Here is a 20,175-nt window from a genome sequence, read left to right on the forward strand (position 1 = left end):
GTATTTTTGCAAACTTAAACAGTTTATCGATGAAAAATACGCAAAAAAATGTTAATTGTGATATTTTAGTCTAAAATTGCAGCAATTCCAGGTAAAATTCTTCCTTCTAACATTTCAAGCATTGCCCCGCCACCAGTAGAAACGTAGCTCATTTTGTCCTCAAAACCGAACTGTTTTACTGCTGCAACAGAATCACCTCCTCCAACAAGAGAAAATGCGCCATTTTTAGTTGCTTCAGCGATATAATCACCTAAAGCGATTGTTCCTTTTGAGAAAGTTTCCATTTCAAAAACTCCTAATGGACCATTCCAAAGAATTGTTTTTGACTCTAGAATCACTTTTTTGAAGTTCTCTAGAGATTTTGGACCTGCGTCTAGACCTTGCCATCCGTCAGGAATTGCAGTTACATCTACGATTTGTGTGTTTGCTGTATTTGAAAAATCATCTGCAGCTACTACATCAACCGGAATATGTACCTGAACATTTTTCTCTTTTGCCAGTCTTAAAATTTCAAGTGCTAAATCTAGTTTGTCATCTTCGCAGATTGATTCACCAATTTTTCCGCCTTGTGCTTTGACAAATGTAAAAGTCATTCCACCGCCAATAATCATGTGGTCAACTTTGTCTAAAATGTTTTCAATAACTGTAATTTTCGAAGATACCTTAGATCCTCCTAAAACTGCAGTAACTGGTTTTTCGCTATTTTTAAGTACTTTGTTTAAGCTTTCTATTTCTTTTGCCAATAATGTTCCGAAACATTTTTCGTTTGGAAAAAATTGTGCAATAATTGTTGTTGAAGCGTGCGCTCTGTGTGCTGTTCCAAAAGCATCGTTCACATAAATGTCTCCAAGTGAAGCTAATTCTTTTGCGAAAGCTACATCTCCAGCTTCTTCTTCGGCATGAAAACGTAAATTTTCAAGTAATAAAACTTCTCCTGGTTTTAGGTCTTTGGCTGCAGTTTGAGCTGGCTCACCAATACAGTTTTCAGCAAACTTAACCTGTACTCCTAAAATTTCAGAAGCTGTTTTTAAAATATGTTTTAATGAATATTTTTCTTCAGCACCTTTTGGTCTTCCTAAATGCGACATTAAAATTACACTTCCACCTTGTGCTAAAATAGCATCGATAGTTGGTTTTGCAGCATCAATACGTGTTGTATCGGTTACATTAAAATTCTCGTCCAACGGCACATTAAAATCAACACGGATAATTGCCTTTTTATTTTTAAAGTCGAAATCGTTTAAAGTTTTCATTTGATAATTTTTTAGTTTTTTTGAAAGAAAAACAAATATAGGACATTTAATCGTGTGTCAAATTCGAAAAAAACGAAAAATAATGCGCTATTACAACGAAAACGATGTAAACACTGAAAAAAAACAAAAATTTAAGAAATAAAGAAAAAAATCGATCTGCTATAAAACAATAAAACTTACTGTAATTAAACCACAGTAAGTTTTATGTAATAGTTTTAATCGTGAACCGGACTTTGCGTACAAGGACAGTTACTGATCGATTGTAAGAAATCAAACCCTATGGTTACAACGTGTGTTCCGGTATTATAACTTCCTAAATCGTTGAACATGATTTGATACGAATATCCAAAATAGAATTTAGATTTCATGAAACCTGCCATTGGCCCAACTGATAATGGTTTAGGGAACTGGTCGTTTAAGAAACGGTATGAAACCCCTATCCAGTAATAATCTTCGTAACGATTGTATCTTCTGTATTTGAAGTTAAAATCGGTTGTGGAACGTTTATCACTCGCAAAATATTGGTAGTAAATAGACGGCTCGTACTCTATACGACTGTTTTCTCTGTCTTTAAAAACCATACCAGTATAAACCTGATAGTTTGAAAGAAGATCTGGCTCTACACCACGATATTTATTAGTGTTTTTCTTTAAAACGTTATTGGCATTGAAACTTATATAAAAGCCCTTGTTTCGGTACAAAGCACTAATATCAAAGTTGTTATTTGTTGTATAACGGTTGTCTGTTACTGACGGGTCCAGAATTGGATGCTCGATGGTGTTGTTAAACTCATCAATATCAATTCTAAATGTATTAAAGTTATACGAAAGACCAAATGATAAATACTGCTGGCCGTAATAGTCCAGAATAAGGTGATGTGCAAAAGAGACTTTGGCACCAGTTTGTTTAGTGTATCCGTTTTTATCATTGTACATAGAGATACCAACTCCTGAACGATCTAATATTCTAAAATCGGCATAAAGAGATTGGTTTTGCGGTGCGTCTTTAATTCCGACCCACTGCGTTAATCCATTTGCTCTTATTCGAAGGTTATCTCCAATACCCGCAAAAGCAGGAGAAAGTACAAAAGGGTTATCGGCTAAATACTGAGTAAATACCGGTAGGTTTAACTCTTGGCTGTAACTTGTTGTTACAGCCATGAGTACTAAGGATAAAATAAACTTTTTCATTGTAATAATTTTTTTAGATAACATCATAGGGGCTATTATTTTGTTATCTGTATAAAGTGAAATGTCCAACAAACTCTCTTCCATCATTCTCGTCATTTAGTTTAAGAACATACCAGTAATCACCTGAAGGTAAATCTTCGCCATTGTATTTACCATCCCATTTTTGACCGTAGTGATATTTAGCAATTACACGACCGTATCTGTCAAAGATTGAGAACGTAAGGTTGTTGTAAATATTTGTACAACCAGGACCCCACAGTGTGTTAGTAGAACCAGCCGGAGTAAAGTAATTATCAAGACAAACATCTACGTATTTGATGTAGTAGTCTTTCTTATCTGTACAACCGTTTTTGTCTCTAACCGTAATTGTATAAGTACCTGTTTTGTAAATTTTGAATTTATTATCAGTACTAAAGTTTACACCATCAATACTGTATTCATATTCACCTCCGCCACCTGTAGCAGTTGCTGTGATTATGTTCCAAACACCTTTTTCTTCTGCCAGCGTTAATTCTAGTTTATTGTAACCAACAATGTTAAACTTAACTTCTGCCGGACATCCGTTTGTATGTCTTACTGTAATAATATGATCACCAGCAGGAACATCTATAAAGACATTACTTGGCTGAATTGGACCTCCGTCAAGAGAGTAATCAATATCTGCAGGGTTGTTACTTTCATCAACTGTAACTACTACCATGTTTGATTGTTTATTATTAACACAATCGTAAGATATTGTATACTTAGGATCCAGAAGAACTGGTAATCCCATATCTACTTCAACTTCAGTAGGACATCCTCCGTTATCTGCAATGTATACGATGTGCTTACCTCCAGTTAAACCAGTGTAATCAACAGTATTACCAGTTACAGGAAGGAATGGGCCTTTGTCATTATCAAGACTTGCTGTGTAAGGAGCTGTTCCTCCTTGAATTTCAATAGCAAACTGTCCGTTTTTATCTCCAACGCAAACCTCAGGAATCATAGAGTTTGGAACTAAAGCAGCTGTAAGCGGATCTGGTTCTGTTACCTCAACATCTTTAAGGAATACATAACATTCGTTTTCATCCTGAACTAAGATATCGTAGAATCCTGGTTTCAAGTTTTCGAATACATTTTTGTCAAAGAACTGTTTGAACTCAGGTTCAATAGCATATTTATAAGCTCCTGTTCCTCCTGTTACATTTACAGTAATTTTACCGTTGTTATATCCGTTACATGTAACTCCTGTAACAACCGGGGTTGCACTTAAAGGCGCATTTGGCTCTGTTAATTCGATAATTGGTGTAAATTTCGAACAATCAGAACTTTCAATTTTAACGATATACTTACCAATAGGTAAATTTGTGAAAGTACCTGGTATAGTCTGTACCGGAGCTGGAGTAATGTTTACACCTGCACTATTTTGTAAAGTGTAGATATAGTTTCCTAAACCTCCTTTTGCTACTACTATAATAGAACCTGTTGAGCTGCCTTGACATCTAATATCAACTTCGCTTAAACGTTCGATATCTAAAACTGGAACTGGTGAGAATGGAACATGGTTCGTTTCTGCATTAATACATCCATTCGCATCTTTTACAAAATATTTGTATTCCACTTTTGCCACTGTTTGTGATAATGTAATGTCAACAAATGAGTTGTATGGTCCAAAATAAGTAGTACCGTCTGCACTATAATAGTACGGTGGTGTTCCGCCTTGGAAAGTAAGTTTAATTACCGGTGCTTTTTGACAAGTCTCATTAGATACGATATCTAAAGTTCCTGCTACTTTTGTTGGCTGATTAATAATAACTGTATTAGAGTTATTAGTACAACCCCAAGTATCGTTAACCGTTACATAATAAGATCCTGCTTTAAGACCTGTAAATTGTGCTGGCCCTTGCGATTGCTCAGTAGTAACTGTACCATCTGTTAATACTCCGTGTAATGTGTAAGTGTAATTACCTGATCCTCCTGTTACGGTATTGATCGTTACTACTCCATCTTCATTGTCGAAACATTTAAGCAATGGTGTAGCGCTAATTACTACATTGATTGGTGTTGGGTTTACTAATGAAGCATTAACAAAAGCCTCACAACCAAAACTGTCTTTAGCATACACTGTATAATTTCCAGCAGTAAGATTTTCAAATACTGGAGAATCACTATAAGCCTTAACTACAGTAGTTCCAGATCTTAATTCGTATAAGTATTCATCTGGCCATCCTCCAGTTGCGCTTGCAATGATCACACCATCATTATTACCTGGGGCACAAGTAATTTCAGATTGTGTTTTAGTTACAACTAACGCTGCTGTTGGCTGCTCTATTGTAAAGATTATTGCCGCAGTTGTACACTCTGGAGAGTTATCTAATTTTGCTACAACACTGTATTGTCCAGCAGCAAGGTTTGTTACTGTATTTGGACCTGCTCCTGTTTTAACTGCTGTACTTGGGAACGGACCTGTAATTGTATACGTGAATGGACCTGCAGGGTTACCCTTATTATCCAATAACGTTAAATTAACTACTCCGTCTAAAGTACCGTAACAAATTTTATCGCTTGCAGGAACTGCTTTCAATTCATACACATTTGGTTCAAAGATGTAATGAACATCTTGAATTGTACATTTTGTAGCTGTATTAAGAACTGTAATTAAATAGTTACCTACATCTAATCCTTGGAATATTCCGTTATTATTAGTAACTGGTCCATAAACTGTTCCGTTAGTTCCAGTAAGAGTGTAGTCGAATGTTCCAGGAACATTAACTCCATTTTTGTCTTTCACTGTTACCGTAATATCTTCTTTAGAAATACAAGTAATCGCTTTGTTTACTGTAACTGCTACATCATCCATAGCAATAAATGGAAGAACTGGAGCTGTTTGAGTATTACCAGTACAATCTTTGTCATCTTTAACAATTATTGTATAAGTACCTCCTGTATAATCCATTTCTGTATATACATTTCTTGGGCCTCTGTACACTTCTACTCCTCCTTTAATGAAGATATAAGTATATGTTCCTGAACCACCAGTTACTCCGTTAACCGTAATTGTAGCATGGTTACTGATGTTATCAGTAGTACAACCATATTCTACAACTGTTGGTGTTGGAACTGTGATTATAGCCGGAGTTCCTACAGTTACTGGTTTTGAAGCTGGACAACCTCTGCCTGAGATCACCTCAACATTATAAGTTCCTGCTGCTAATCCTGTAAAGTAAGGACTGTCTTGTAATGGACCTCCATCTAAACTGTATTTGTACGGAGGATTATCATTTGCACCTGTTTGATCTATAACAGCTGTAATTGTACCATCTGTACTTCCAAAACATGATACTGGTGTTGAACTTGCGTCAAATCCTAAAATTGGAGTTGCTGCACCTAATGTTACTTCAACTTCTGCCGTACAACCAGTTGTTACGTCTGTTACAACAATTGTATGTTTACCAGCGCTTAAATCTTTGAAATCAGCTGGTGTTGTTGTAAGCGTTACAGCTCCAATTGTATAGCTGTAATTACCTGAACCGCCTGTTGCTGATGCGCTAAGGCTTCCGTCACCATCTGCACATGTTGGCAATACAACATTATTGTATTTTAAATCTAATGGCTCTAAAATTTCTACAAGTGCAGTAAATATAGTAGGGCATCCGAATTTATCTTTTACCGTTACATCATATTTACCTGGTACATTTACTGTAAATGTTTTACCTGATTGGAAATCTCCACCAATGCTGTATGTATAAGGTGCCATACCTGTAGCTGCCGTATCGTCTATAACTATTACATAGTTTCCGTCATTATCAGGACATTGAGACAATGCCGAAGCTGTAAATCCAGCTGGTAATGGGTCTTTAATAATGTTTACAGTTATAGGAGCAGAAATACATCCGTTCAAATCTTTTGCATATACAAACCAAGAAGGAGTTGCAGGATTTAATTCTCTGGTAGCTTCTGGCTCAAATGTACCCGCAGGATCTCCTGCTTTTACGAATGAATAAGTATAATCCGGGCTTCCACCACTTCCTTGAACGGTTACTAATGCACCTTTGTTACAATTTGCATTTACATTACCTGTCTCAGTAACGATAACAAGACTTGGTCTGTTTACATCTACTGCATAAGTTAAAGGACAACCTGTAACATTATCAGTAACACTGATTGTATATTTTCCATCAGATAAACCTGTTAATGGAATCTCAGCATCAGAAGTCGTTATTGGACCTACTGAATAAGTTCCTCCATCTGTTACTGAATACGTATACGTTCCTGTAAATTTAGAAACTGTAAATGTTATTTTTCCATCATTTAAAGCATTACAAGATATATCTGTAAGTAATGAATGACCTAGTTCTATTCTAACAACATCCTTAATTGGAAGTAATTTACTGTATGAACATCCGTTATTGTCTGTTACTCTAAATAAATAATCTCCAAAAGGTAATCCGTTAAAAATTGCAGCAATTGTATTATCTGCAACTTTTACAGAAGGATAAGGTACTGCAGGAGCTGCACCATTAAACTCAATGATATCAAATGTTAACTCTCCAACACCTTTTGTTGCCGTAACAGATACATTGCTGCTGTTTCCGCTGATACAAGTAATTGGGCTTGCATTGAATGTTAAACCAATTGGAGGATCTAATGGAGCAACCGGTATTGTAACTATTCCTGTTTCACATCCGTTTTCATCTCTAACTGTATACGTTACATTTTGAATTGAACCATTGTTAATTACTGTATAAGTATTTTTAGTATCATAACCTTGGTTATTAAAGTTATAATAATACTTACCATCTGCTCTTGGCGTACCACCAGCAGCTGTAACTTCGATAATAGTTTCAACACTACATGTATTATTTTTCAAAATAGTATGTGAAGCTGTAAGCAATGTTGGCTGACTAATTACAACCGGAATTGCAGCAGAAGAACAACCTTTACTATCTGTTACAATAACAGAATAATTACCTGCTGCTAAACCTGTGTAAGTTCCAGAAGTATCTCCTGTTGTGTTACCTGCAGGAGTTAACGCAAAAGTATAAGGACCAACACCTTTTGAAGGCGTGATTGTTAAACTTCCGTCTGTGTCAGACATACATTTTAAATCTACATGAGTTTCTGTACCTTCTGGCTGTTCTGGAGGCGTTACTTTTTCTGTATTTGTTTTTACAGGACAAGCAGGTGTATTGCTATCTGTAATTACAAAATAGTAATCTCCGGCAAGAGTTGGTGAAACTGTAAATTTGTTTCCTGTAGTTACTGGCACTTGTGTACCAGAACCTACTCCATTATAATATATTTCATAAGAGTATGGAGCTACTCCACCCTGAATTTCAACATCGATTCTAGCGGCTGTTACACCTGTACAATATAGATCTTTCTTTAAAGTTGCACCTGCAGTTAATTGTTTTTGGATAACAAAAGTTTTACTATCCGTACAACCATTATCATCGATAACAGTTAATACATAACTTCCATCTGCAGTGAATTTTGCTAAAGAACTTACCGGTAAACCATCTACTGTAAATGATTTTACACCATTGTAAGTTGTAGATAATGCATCAAGATCAACCGTTAATTCTGCACCAACAAAACATTGCTGCGCCGGCATATTAAGAACTGGAGGCAAGTTGTAAGTAACCAGAACGTTTTGTGGTCCTGCAATACAACCGTTTGCATCCTTCACATAAACTTCCCAAGATAAATCTGTTAAACCGGTATGAGCGGTAAATGGGGTATTGATATTATCTGCAAAAGTTGTTGGAGCAGGATCTCCTGTTTTTACAACAGCATAAGTGTAAGGAGATGTTCCTCCTGTTACGCTTGTAACTGTAATTTGTGAATCAGGTCTGTTACAAAATACTTTTGTAGCAGTTGCCGCGATCACCATTGGAGCCGGCATTGTAATTACAACATTATCAGATTTAGAACAATGTGTTGTATTGTCTGTTACTGTTATTGTATAAGTACCTTCAACTAAACCTGTAACTGTAACAATATTAGCTGCTATAGTTGGTGTGTTGAATGCTAATCCAGCAGGAGTACTTGTTACTGCAACTGTATAACCAGCTGCACTGAAGTCAGAAACTGTGAAAGTTGCTGTTCCGTTATTATCAATTCCGTTTGCTGTATTACAACTTACATTTGTTGATGATGTACGTTTAACATCGATTGGAGCAATTGGATCTAATTTATAAGGTCTTTCGATCGAACATCCTTTAGAATCTGTAACTCTAAATATGTAATTAACGCTTGGTTTAATGTTACCAAATACCGCAACGTTTCCATTATCAATAGCTGTAGGCGAAACCATTTCGTATTTTGTAATTGGTGTATTACCATCAACAGCTGTTAAAGTAATAGTTGCTTCATTTAACGGGCAAGTTGGAGCCACTGTCAAATCAAAATCAATATCACTTAATTTCAAGAAAGGATCAACAGTTGCTGTACCATTAGTTTTACAACCGTTCTTATCTATTACATAATAGTTAATTATTTGTGGAACTGCACTTTTAACTGCATCATATGGTACTGTTAATTCGTTAGTATCATAATAATTTGTTCCACCGTCAAAATTATATTTATAATCTGCAGTTCCGCCCGCTGCGTTTACTTTTACTACTGCAGCATCTGGTGTATTACCAACAACTGTACAAGCGTATTGAGTAACCGCAGGAGTTGCTGTTAATGGATTTGTTGGTTCACTAACTGTAAACGGTAATGCCAAAGAACAAAGTCTTCCAGAAGTTACCGTAATCGTATAGGTATCAGCAGGAAGATTAGAGAATACATTTCCTGTTTGTGTTCCTGCTACTGGTGAAATTGCATAAGTATAAACTGTATCAGTATTACCTGAAAGTAAGTTTACTTTAATACTTCCTGTAGCATCACCTTTACAAGCTACATTAATTACTTCAGCATCAAAAGTAACCGGAATTCCTTTTGTTAATGTGATTTCTGCTGTAGTACTACATGCAACATTTGCATTATCCTTATTATTATTATCAGTCATGGTTACTGTATAAGTACCGTCTGATAAATTGCTTATTGTATTTCCAACTATAGAAATTCCTGCATATGAAGGCGAAATACTATAAGTATAAGCTCCTGAACCACCTGATGGTGTCAATGTAATTGAACCATTGTTAACTCCGCAGTCAGGTGATACACCAACTCCAGCTAAAAGTTTTAGAGGTTCGTCGATTGTGATTGATTTAGAATCAATACAACCATTTGCGTCTTTTATATAAATAGTATGAGGACCTGAATGCAATCCTGTAACATTATATGGTAAACCACCAATACTTGAATATGAAGCATCGCTGTCTACACTTATAGAATAAGTACCTGTACCAGCTGTAGTTTCTGTAACTACTACTGTAAATGCATCTTGTGCCGCACATTTATTAAATACACTTAATGCAATTACTGGACTTGGATCTTTAGCAATTGTTACTTGCAGTGGGAATGTACATCCGTTAGCATCTTTCACTATAATGTTCCAAAGCAAGTCTGTTCCTGCTGCACCCGGATCTAAATTTAATACATTTCCTGAAGCAAACACACTAGGCGTAGCCGGAGCTACAGCATAAGCATAAGTGTAAGGTCCTGTTCCTCCAACTGTTTTTAAAGTAACCTGAGCTGGATTGTCGCAATTTGCATTTTTATTAGCCGAGACACTAGAAGTAAGTCCTTGTATTGGCTGTATAATTTGGAATTTTTGAGAAACATTACATTTTGTTCCATCAAATTCTTTTAAATATAAAACGTAATTACCCGCTTTTAGACCTGTAACACTTCCTGAAGCTGCTGCTCCTGTTAATCCAGTAAGAGCTCCATTTTTAGTAGGAACTAGAACGTTTGTTAATTCATCACGAACTTCGTATCTAATTTCAGATACTAAAGCTCCATAATTTCTAACTGTAAAATCAACTTTACCATTAGAATCTCCAAAACAAAGTATATCTGTTTTAACAATAGGATCAAGTGCAATAGAAGAAGGTGAAGGAGGTGTTGTTACTTCAACAACTGTAAAACATCCACCATCATCAATAACTTGAAATTGATATGTAGTACCATGATCTAATCCAGTAAATGTATGAGACGGATCTGTCGTTGGACCATATGATGTTAATGGCTGGCCAAAAATTGCATATCTAACCGGATAAGCTGCTGTTAATACATTAATAGTAACACTTGCTCCAAACTCACATGTTCCTGAAGAAGCTACACCTGTTGCTTCAATATATGGATTAGTTTCAATACGTGTTCTTGCACTTTTAAATTCACAACCATTATTATCAACAATTGTAACATAATAATCACCATACGTTAATAATGTTGGGAAAAGAGGATCTCCACCAAAAGTTACTGATGTTGAACTAGTCACAACTGGAGGCATTACTTGCGTAAATGCATTATTGTAAATAGTATAAGTAAAAGGAGCTACTCCACCCGCTGTAATATCAACTTTTATACTACCTGGTTTGTTGTCGTTACATTCGATAATACTTGGAACAACAGATGCGTTAATTTTAACAGGATCAACAAGTGTTATGGTTTGAGATACAGAAACGCAGCCTTTAGCATCTTTAACTTGATAGCTGTAAGTTCCTGCGATTAATCCTCCATAGACTCTTTTTGAGTCAAAAGGAGCACCATTAAAACTATATTGGAACGGAGAAACTCCTGCAATTGCAGTTATCTCAACAGAACCATCATTAAAACCATTACAAGTTGGATTTACTTTATCAGCCGAAGCAGTAACTGTTGCAGGTGTATTAGTAGTAACAACATTTGTTAATGTTGTACAAACAACACCGTTAGAATCAGAAATTTCGAACTCATAAGTATTTCCTAATAAAGAAGGCGGGTTATAACTGAATGTATTTCCTACTGGAATTGGCGTACCGCTATAAGCACCAGCACCAACTTTAACTCTGTAACCATAAGGTGCTTTCCCACCAAAGATTTCGATATCGATTTTAGCTTCCGCTGGTGTATCGCAAGTAATATCTTTCTTTCGAGTTGCTTTAGCGCTTAATGGATCATTTACTGTAACTGTAGTAGTTGCAGGACATCCATTAGCATCTTTAACTGTAATTACATATGTTCCTGCAGGAACTGTAAACGTATCAGCCGGACTTGGCGTAACACCTGAATCAATTGTATATGTATAAGGAGCTACACCACTTGTCGCTGCTGCCACAATTTTAAAATTGCTTCCTGAAGCTGTACATTGATTTGTAACACTAGCACTCAATAGAGGAGATGGATCTGTCGTAATTGTAACATCTACTTTTACAGGACAGCCGTTAGCATCTTTAACCCAAATATCCCAATCTGTGTTAGTTGCCGGATTTAAATCTGCAGTAGCAGATAAAACATAATCCGTATCAGCTGGTGCAACATTATTTTGCATGTAAGCATATTTGTAATCTGGAGTACCACCGCTCGCAGTTACAGTAACTTTTGAAGTTGCTTTACCACAATTAGCATTTACCTGAGCTACGGTAGCAGATACTTTTGCAGTAGGCTCATTGATTGTAATTGTTGTAGAAATAGTACATAATGTAGTATCATCAGTAAATACTACTACATAAGTACCTTTTCCAAGATTTGGCATTACAAACGAAGCGTCATTTTTATTTGTTCCTCCTGATACTCCATTTACAGTATAGCTGTATGTAGAAGAGAAGTTACTTACATCATATTTGATGTTTCCTGTAGTACCTTGGAAACAATAAGCATCATTTAATTTTGCTGCAATAGCTTTAATAGAAACTAAAGCAGGAATGTTTTTAGCAAAATCATCATAACAACCATTTGCATTCGTCACTCTGAAAACATAATTACCTGCTGTAAGCCCTGTGAAAGATCCATTTACTGCACCCGTAGTATTCACTACTGGTCCTGAAACAATGGTATAAGTTCCAGATCCTGCCGCTAACGTAATTGTAGCTGTACTGGTTCTGCTTGCAAGCGGATCACAGTAAATTACAGTCGCATCAACTTTTGAAATCTTAGGTAAAACAAGTGGCGATATTGTAATTGTTTTTTCTGCTGTTATACAACCATTGCTGTCTTTTACAGAATATTTTACTGTTTGTGTAGTACCATTATCAGAAACACTTAGTGTGCTTGAAGGACCGTAAGAACCGCCGTTAAAACTATAAGAGTAAACACCTGTTCCTCCAGTTGCAGTAATCGTAACATCTTTAGATTCTTTAGTATTAGAAGTATTACATGTAAATGGATCAACACTTGCAGTAGCTGCTAATACAGGAAGCTCAGTTATATTAACCTGTGCTGTGCCTTGGCAACCTATCGCATCTGTAACTACGATATCATAAATACCAGCAGCCAAACCTGTAGCTGAGGCTGATGTAGTTGAAGCAGAAACTGTTGCAGGAACTGCCACTCCGCCTTTAGTTATAGCGTAAGTATATGGAGCTTTTCCAGAAGTTGGCGTAACCAAAAGACTTCCTGTACTATCTCCATGACATTTTACATCCACTTTGCTTGTACCTACTGTTAGAACAGTAGATTTTAATGTAACATTTATAACAGATGATAAAGCAGAACAAGACGGAGCTGGTGTTTTAGAATCGGTTACTTTAAATTGGTATGTACCTGTTGCTGTTGCTGTATAAGGATTCGCAGCAGCTGCAAAAGCCCCACCGTTGAAAGAAACCTGATAAGAAACAGTACCTGTACCTCCTGTTGAGCTTAATTTAATTGTTGTATTTGTAGTACAAGCAACATCATCAACTACTTCTGTTTTTATAGTTAATTGTTCTGGAACTACGTATGTTGTAGTAGCAGGACATCCAAATCCATCTTTTAAATATAAAGTATAGGTACCTGGAGTTAAACTGAAATTATTTGTAGGTACGAAATTAGTACCGTTTATACTGTAGCTTGGTGTTCCTACATAAGTTCCCGTAATTAGAATGTTAACTGGTGAACCTGTGTAACACTGCATAGCAGGAGTATCAATATGCGGAGCATCTTCAGTTAAAACTGAAACTGTTTTCTTAACGAAACAACCATTACTATCTTTAACATATACATCTATAGTAGTTCCTCCTAATGCTGCAGTATCTACTTTTAAAGAAGGTCCGTAACCAGTAGTTGGCGCAGTAGATGGACTTTTTGCATAAGCATAAGAATAACCACCACTTCCACCAGATAGACCGGTAATTGTTAAGGTTGAAATTGTAGTAGAACAGTTAATTTTTGAAGCGTTTACTGTAAAGTTAATTTGGGTAGCAGCATCAATTGTAACTTGTGCCGTATTTGATACACATCCTGTAGTAAGATCAGTTGCAACGAAAGAATAAGTTCCGGCGCCTAGACCCATAACTTTTACTTCATTACCTACTTTAGTTGGAGTTCCTGAATTAGGAGTTAAAGTATAACTAAAATTAGTTGAACTTACCGTAAATGTTGCTGTACCATTGTTTGCTCCAAAACATACTTCATTTGTTCTTTCACCAGAAGCTGTAATTGTAGCGGCCGGATTAATAACTGTTGAGTCAGTAACAGAACATCCTCTAGCATCGGTTACTTTAAATGTATACGTACCAGCCGTTAAATTATTAAATATACCAGTTGTATTTGTCCCTGTTACAGGCCCAGATGTAATGGTATAAGTAAATGGTGCAATACCTCCTTTGGTAACTGTTACAGTAATACTTGTTTTTGTTGTATTACATGTAATAGCAGCCGGTGTAGAGAAACCAATTTCTGTTGGCGGGTTGAATGCCGGAATATCAATAGTTTTGGTATCAATACAACCATTCGTATCTCTTACAGAGTAAGTGATGGTTTGAACAGCATTTGTATTTGTTACTACTAATGTATTTGTATCGTTATAATCTGTATTACCTGCACCAAAATTATATTTATAGTTTCCTGTACCTCCAACAGCTGAAGTTGTAATAGTCGTTGTAGTGCTGCAAGTTGTATTTGCTGCAAAATTTGCCGAAGCTACAACTTTTGCAGGGTTATTTAAAGTAACTTTATAAACCTCAGAAACACAGCCTTTACTATCTTTTACCTGATATGTATATTCTCTGCTGTTAACAGCTCCAACAAAGGCATTAAGATTAGAATAAGTTGCAGAAGTACCAAAAGCACCTCCATTAAAACTGTATGTATAAACTGCTCCAAATCCACCTGCGGCTACAACAGTAAATTGACCATCTGTACCGTTATTACATTTAGGATCTGTTTTACTAACTAAAGAAGCCGTTGGATCTACTTTTGGATTTACTAAAACAGCTGGTGTTGTAAACTGACAGCCTTTAGAATCTGTTACTCTAAAAATATAGCTTCCTGCCGCATTTGTAGTATATACATTCGTTGTCATAGGACCAAATGAAGTTCCTCCGTTAGTAGATACTTCATAAGTATATCCAGGTGTACCACCTTGAACATTCGTTACTGTAATTTGAGCATCAGGCGAATTAGTACAATCTATTCCTTTCGTTAATTTCGCTTCTGCTTTTAATTCATTTGCTATTGTTGGAATTCCAGAAACATTAGCTGTACATCCATTAGCATCTGTAACCACAATAGTATGTGGGCCAGGTCCAACATTTTTAAAGATATTACTTGTTTGACCAGTCTGACCATCTAAACTATAAGAGAATGGTGCTTTTCCGTTATTTACAGTAACTACCAAAGTAGCTTTGTTAGTTAAATCATAACATAAGTCTGAAGCCGTAACATCTAAAGATGCAGTAGGCGGAACCGCTCCTGTAACAGTTACTTTATTTGAAGCCGGTGATGCACAATTGCTGGCATCTTTTACAAAAACCACAAAATCACCCACTTGTCCAACAGCAAGCTGGAAAGTATCTGAATCCTGGAATGCTTTTACAACAGTACCGTCAGTTAAACGAAGTTCATATTTAAAACTTGGTGTTCCGCCGCTGGTTACAGTCGCTTTAATAAGAGCACCTACCGTACATGTTGGAGGCGTAACAACGCTCGCTGATAATACAATTGCAAGCGGTGCTTTGATTTCTTTTGTGAAAGAAAACGAACATAAACCTGCATCGTCATTTTTAACAATAACTTTATAAGTTCCTTTTGCTAATCCGTTAATGATTACTGGAGAAGTTGTTGAAGTACTCCAATTTGCTCCATTATCAATAGAATATTTAAAACCTTTTACAGCATCAAAATTTTCAACTGCAATTGTGATACGTCCATCGCTTTTGTCGCTGCAGGTTGTATCATCAATAACTGGTTCTGAAGCTTTAAACGCTTTATTACTTTGAATAACAACGTCAAATTTCTTCTCTGTGATACATGATTTAGGTAATTGACGAACCCAAATATCATCTACAAGTAAATCATTTCCGCTGAATTTAGTATTATAAGAACGAATTACAAAACTAAGCTTATTATAAGCACCCGGATTTAAAGACAATTCTTTATAATTCCATATTTCATTTCTTGGCACTCTCCAAGGATTTGCAGTATCAGTTGTTGCAACGATAGTTTCTCCTGGTCCTCCCAAGTCATTAACTAATTGTATCGTTAATTCCGGATCGTAATAATTAGCTCCCGTAGTGCTCTTCATTAAATTTTCGGCCCATAATGAAATAATTACAGGTTGATCTACAATAACATCTTTAATTGGTTTACTATAGATAATACCTCCAACTCCTGCAGAACTTCCAATATTAACACATAAAAATCTTCCTAATTTATGAGCTGGCAGTGTATGATCTTTTGCAACTACCCAAGTACCTCCAAAAGTTGTTTTGATACTGCTTGCGACTGCATATTTACCATCGTTTATTTGATAATCGTTGATGTCACCACATTTAAAATCTGCTGGGTGCGGAGTCGTTTCATCTTCAAAACAATATTTCGAACTGATTCCAGGAGTTGTAGTATAACCTCCTTTTCCGAAATCTTCTTGCAATAAGTTGCTATATGTTGCTGCTGCAACGGCTTTGTATTTTACTGAAATTTGATGTGTACCTGTAGGAACATTATTAAATACATTGCTGGTAATAGGTGTATTTGGTTTAGTATCTATATAATATTCGTATGTATAATTTCCTCCTCCTGTATTGTTTACTACAATAGTTGCTTTTCCTGTTCCGTCACAATTGTAAACAACTTGAGGATTTGGCTCAATAGTTGGATCTGCTGGTTTAGGATCTAAAACAATATCTGACATTGCATAGATACAACCTTTACTGTCTTTAACATAAACAGTGTGTTTTCCAGGATCAACATAAGCTTCATTTGAATTTATCCAATTTACTTGGTTATCAAAACTATAAGTATATCCAGGTGTTCCACCTTGAACGTTTGTAATTCTAATTTTACCTTGATACTCAAATCCTGCTGGTCCACAACCTGCTAATTCAGATACACCTGCAGAAGCTGTTAAAGCATCTGTTGGTCCTGTAATAACAATTGTTCTTGCCGGATCTGTACATTCAACTCCATTGTAAGTATATTTAACTACTAAAGAATGTGGTCCTGCAGCTAAATTGGTAATTGGTGTAACAGAGCTGAATGCTCCGTTATCAACGCTGTATGAAAGTGCGTAACCTGAATTTGCAGGTGCAACAGTAATATTAATTTGTCCGCCGTTAGTTCCATAACAATCAATAGCATTTGGCGTAGCTGTAATTGTTGGTTTTGGAATCTGCGTAATTTTAATTGGAGCTAGGGTTACTTTACATCCTTTATCGTCTACAACAACAATGTTATATATTCCGTCAGTTGGTAAAGTAGCAGTAGTTACCGGAATTACCGGATTTGTAATAAAATTTGCATTACCGTTTATGTAATATAAGTAATAAGGTGGCGGCCCCGGTCTTGGAGTTCCTCCTGTTACAGTTACTGTAATTTCACCGTCGCTGCAGGCAGAAAGTGTTTTAGTTATTTTTGCATCGGCAGTTAAACGATAATCAAATACTTCAATTTCTTTAATTGCATTACAACCGTTATGATTAGTAGAAAAAAGAACTTCATATACTCCCGGATCAACTCCTGTAAATGTAATATAGTTATTTGTTATTAATCCTGTATTTTGAATCTCAACTGTACTTCCTTTTTTTCTAAGGATAAACTTGTATTCACCAGGAACATTACTAATAGATGCTTTAATTGTTCCTTTATCTGCCGTACAAATTGGGTGAGTAACTTCAAGATTTGTTTTGAATTCAAGTTCTTGAACCGTAACATCAACAAAAAACGGACATGTTGAAAGTACACCATCAATTAATACCGTTTGTCTAATTTGTACTTTATAATCTCCTTTTGGAACATTATTAAATGTACTGGACGTTTGGTAATTGGTACCATCTAAACTATAGCTGTAACCTGAATTTTCAGGCGGATTTGTAACGGTAATTCTACCTGGAGTATTACAAATGATATCCTGCTTTTCTGCTTTTGGATCAAGTAAATTTTGGTAAACATTAAAATAATGTGTCACCACACAAGTATTACCATAATTAATTACAAGTCTAAAAACACCCGCTTTGTCTGCAGTGAAAACTGGTCCATTTGCAACAGTTGTCCAGTTAGTTGCTCCTTCATAAGGACAGCTGTCTGGATTAGGCGTTCCTACTGGAGGTACATCTTTTGTTTCCTGCCAAACAATGCTTGCCGCATTTGTAATTTTAGTGTCTATGATTCTTTTATCATTTAGACCACATAAAAATATTTTTGGAAACGGTTTTTGATCACGTACACAACCATAAGCTTCTCCAGTTGCAGGATCAATATTGTCTCCTTTAATTGGGCTTTTGTTTGTACCTGCCAAATAATCTGTAACATTAAATGTCTGTTTAATAGGTTTACAATTTAAAGCACCACTGTTTTCAACAGTATAAATTCCTGGCTTGTCTATTGTAACTTGTCTGTTATTACCACCAAAAATAACTCCGTTAGGATCTTTCCATACATAAGTGGTATAACCATTTGCAGCGGTTAAAACTGCAGTACCACATAAAGAAACATCTCGGCTGAATAAACATTTGTCTATACCAACTAAGAAATTGGTTGATGTAGGTTCTCCAACATTACATTCTGAGATAGTAGAATAACTCCCTTCTCCAAATCCTCCAGGAGTGGTATTTTTATCTCCAAAGTATTTAGAAACGGCCGTGTTTTTAATTTCGTTAGAACAAGCGTCAACTAATTCATTACAATCTTTTACGACACGTACCTTAAATTTAATATTGTAATAATCTCCGCTGCCCCTTTGTTTAGAAACAACCATATTATCTGGTACTGTAAACACAAGTGTTCTGGTAGCAGCTGTATAAGCAGCTGTAATACCGGCATCCATAAATATTATGTCACTAAGACCGTTAAAGATTACGTTATTAGGAAGAACATCTGTTATAGTAAAGTTTTTAGCATTATCGTTACCTTCATTTTTAAACTTCAGTTCATATCTAAGTTCCTGATCAAGGCTTACAGGCTGACCGCCAATTACTTTATCGTCTTTATCTAATACATTCTTTTTGATTACGATTTTCGGCGCAATGATTTCTACTGATAATGCATTAAAAAACATATAGTAGGAATCCGATGAAGTACTGATTCTCAGCGTAGCATCGGTTTCATCATTTTGTATAATATTATTATTGACGTTATCAATTTTTACAACACCTGCATCATAACCCAGAGTATTTCTACTGGCTGGAGTACGTCCGGCAAGAATAACATCACCATCTGTAATAGAACTATTAAAAAAGTTTGGAGTACTATTTCCCCACCAGCTTACATCCATTGGTCGGGCTAATGAAGATATATCTCCCCATGTAGCAGATTTTGCTCCCTTAATTTGAAGACCGTCTCCTGTTAATTTATTATCACCTTCAAGTGCACTAAATGCTAATTTTACATTTACATCTCCAAAAGGATTTGTTCTAAAACCAGAAATAGGAATATCTAATGGCCCATCAGAATTTCTAATGATACTAAAACCATCAAAACTGGTAATATATTTATTTGGAAGAAGTGGATCTTTATAAATTACAAAAATACTCCATCCCGCAGAGTTACCTCCTCTTCCATTATCTAGTTTTCCTTCAGAACATACTAAATCGGCTATAGTATAAACACCTTGCTGGGCTGCTTTTACTTCAGTTGTAATCTCTTGAACGCAGGCATATGGTTTTGATGCGTATGCATTATTAACACCTGGTGCTCCTTCATCCCATAATACAGTTCCTGTAATAGTTTTATAAGCTGCTGTAGGAGTTTTTAGTTTAATTTGATTAATCTTGCTTCTATCAGAACCTTGATAAGTTCCACCCCAATACAAAGCAGCATAAACAATTTCATAACAAGTTTTACTTGCCTGCGGAATTGTTAATGTTGCAGAACTTGAATTTGATGTTGAATTGTCACCATCGATATCAATGTATTTCATATTGAAATTATCATTGACTTCACTGCTACTGCCGACATCATTATAAGCATTATTTGGGCGCTTATTATTTCCATCATCCCTATTTAAGATATTGTTTCCAATAACTAAAATATCACCATTCAAACTAGTTGCATGTCGCGGAGTAAAACCCTTTCTTAACTGAGCGAAAGAAGAAATACTTAGCAACAAGAATACAACTGCAATTAATGCTTTAAAAATAGTAGGTTTTTTCATAGTCTTCATTTTGTTTTGGCTTCCTTTATTTTCTAAGGGGCGTTAAAAAATAAATTATGGCATTCTGAAACATTTATTATAGATGTCCTTC

At 35.8% G+C, this 20,175-nt stretch carries 3 protein-coding genes; all 3 read right to left on the reverse strand.

From position 1 onward, the window contains the following. Positions 1 to 65 precede the first annotated feature (65 nt). The 3 genes from AC1RRQ_RS14690 to AC1RRQ_RS14700 all read right to left on the reverse strand — a co-directional run bounded on the left by AC1RRQ_RS14690 (position 66) and on the right by AC1RRQ_RS14700 (position 20,084). Positions 66 to 1,253, reverse strand: a complete 1,188-nt coding sequence (locus tag AC1RRQ_RS14690; protein ID WP_493023783.1) for a phosphoglycerate kinase — start codon at positions 1,251 to 1,253, stop codon at positions 66 to 68. Between the two features lie 215 nt (positions 1,254 to 1,468). Next, the gene (locus tag AC1RRQ_RS14695) at positions 1,469 to 2,443 is read right to left on the reverse strand and encodes a PorP/SprF family type IX secretion system membrane protein (protein ID WP_493023784.1); all 975 of its coding nucleotides are present in this window, start codon (positions 2,441 to 2,443) and stop codon (positions 1,469 to 1,471) included. A gap of 43 nt (positions 2,444 to 2,486) precedes the next feature. After that, positions 2,487 to 20,084, reverse strand: a complete 17,598-nt coding sequence (locus AC1RRQ_RS14700; protein ID WP_493023785.1) for a T9SS type B sorting domain-containing protein — start codon at positions 20,082 to 20,084, stop codon at positions 2,487 to 2,489. Positions 20,085 to 20,175: the final 91 nt, after the last annotated feature.

This window comes from Flavobacterium sp. GW821-FHT12A05 (genome assembly GCF_058807735.1).

Excerpts from the sequence above, each read along its gene's own strand:
- AC1RRQ_RS14690 (WP_493023783.1), bottom strand. The coding sequence starts at position 1,253 with ATGAAAACTTTAAACGATTTCGACTTTAAAAATAAAAAGGCAATTATC.
- AC1RRQ_RS14695 (WP_493023784.1), bottom strand. The coding sequence starts at position 2,443 with ATGAAAAAGTTTATTTTATCCTTAGTACTCATGGCTGTAACAACAAGT.
- AC1RRQ_RS14700 (WP_493023785.1), bottom strand. The coding sequence starts at position 20,084 with ATGAAAAAACCTACTATTTTTAAAGCATTAATTGCAGTTGTATTCTTG.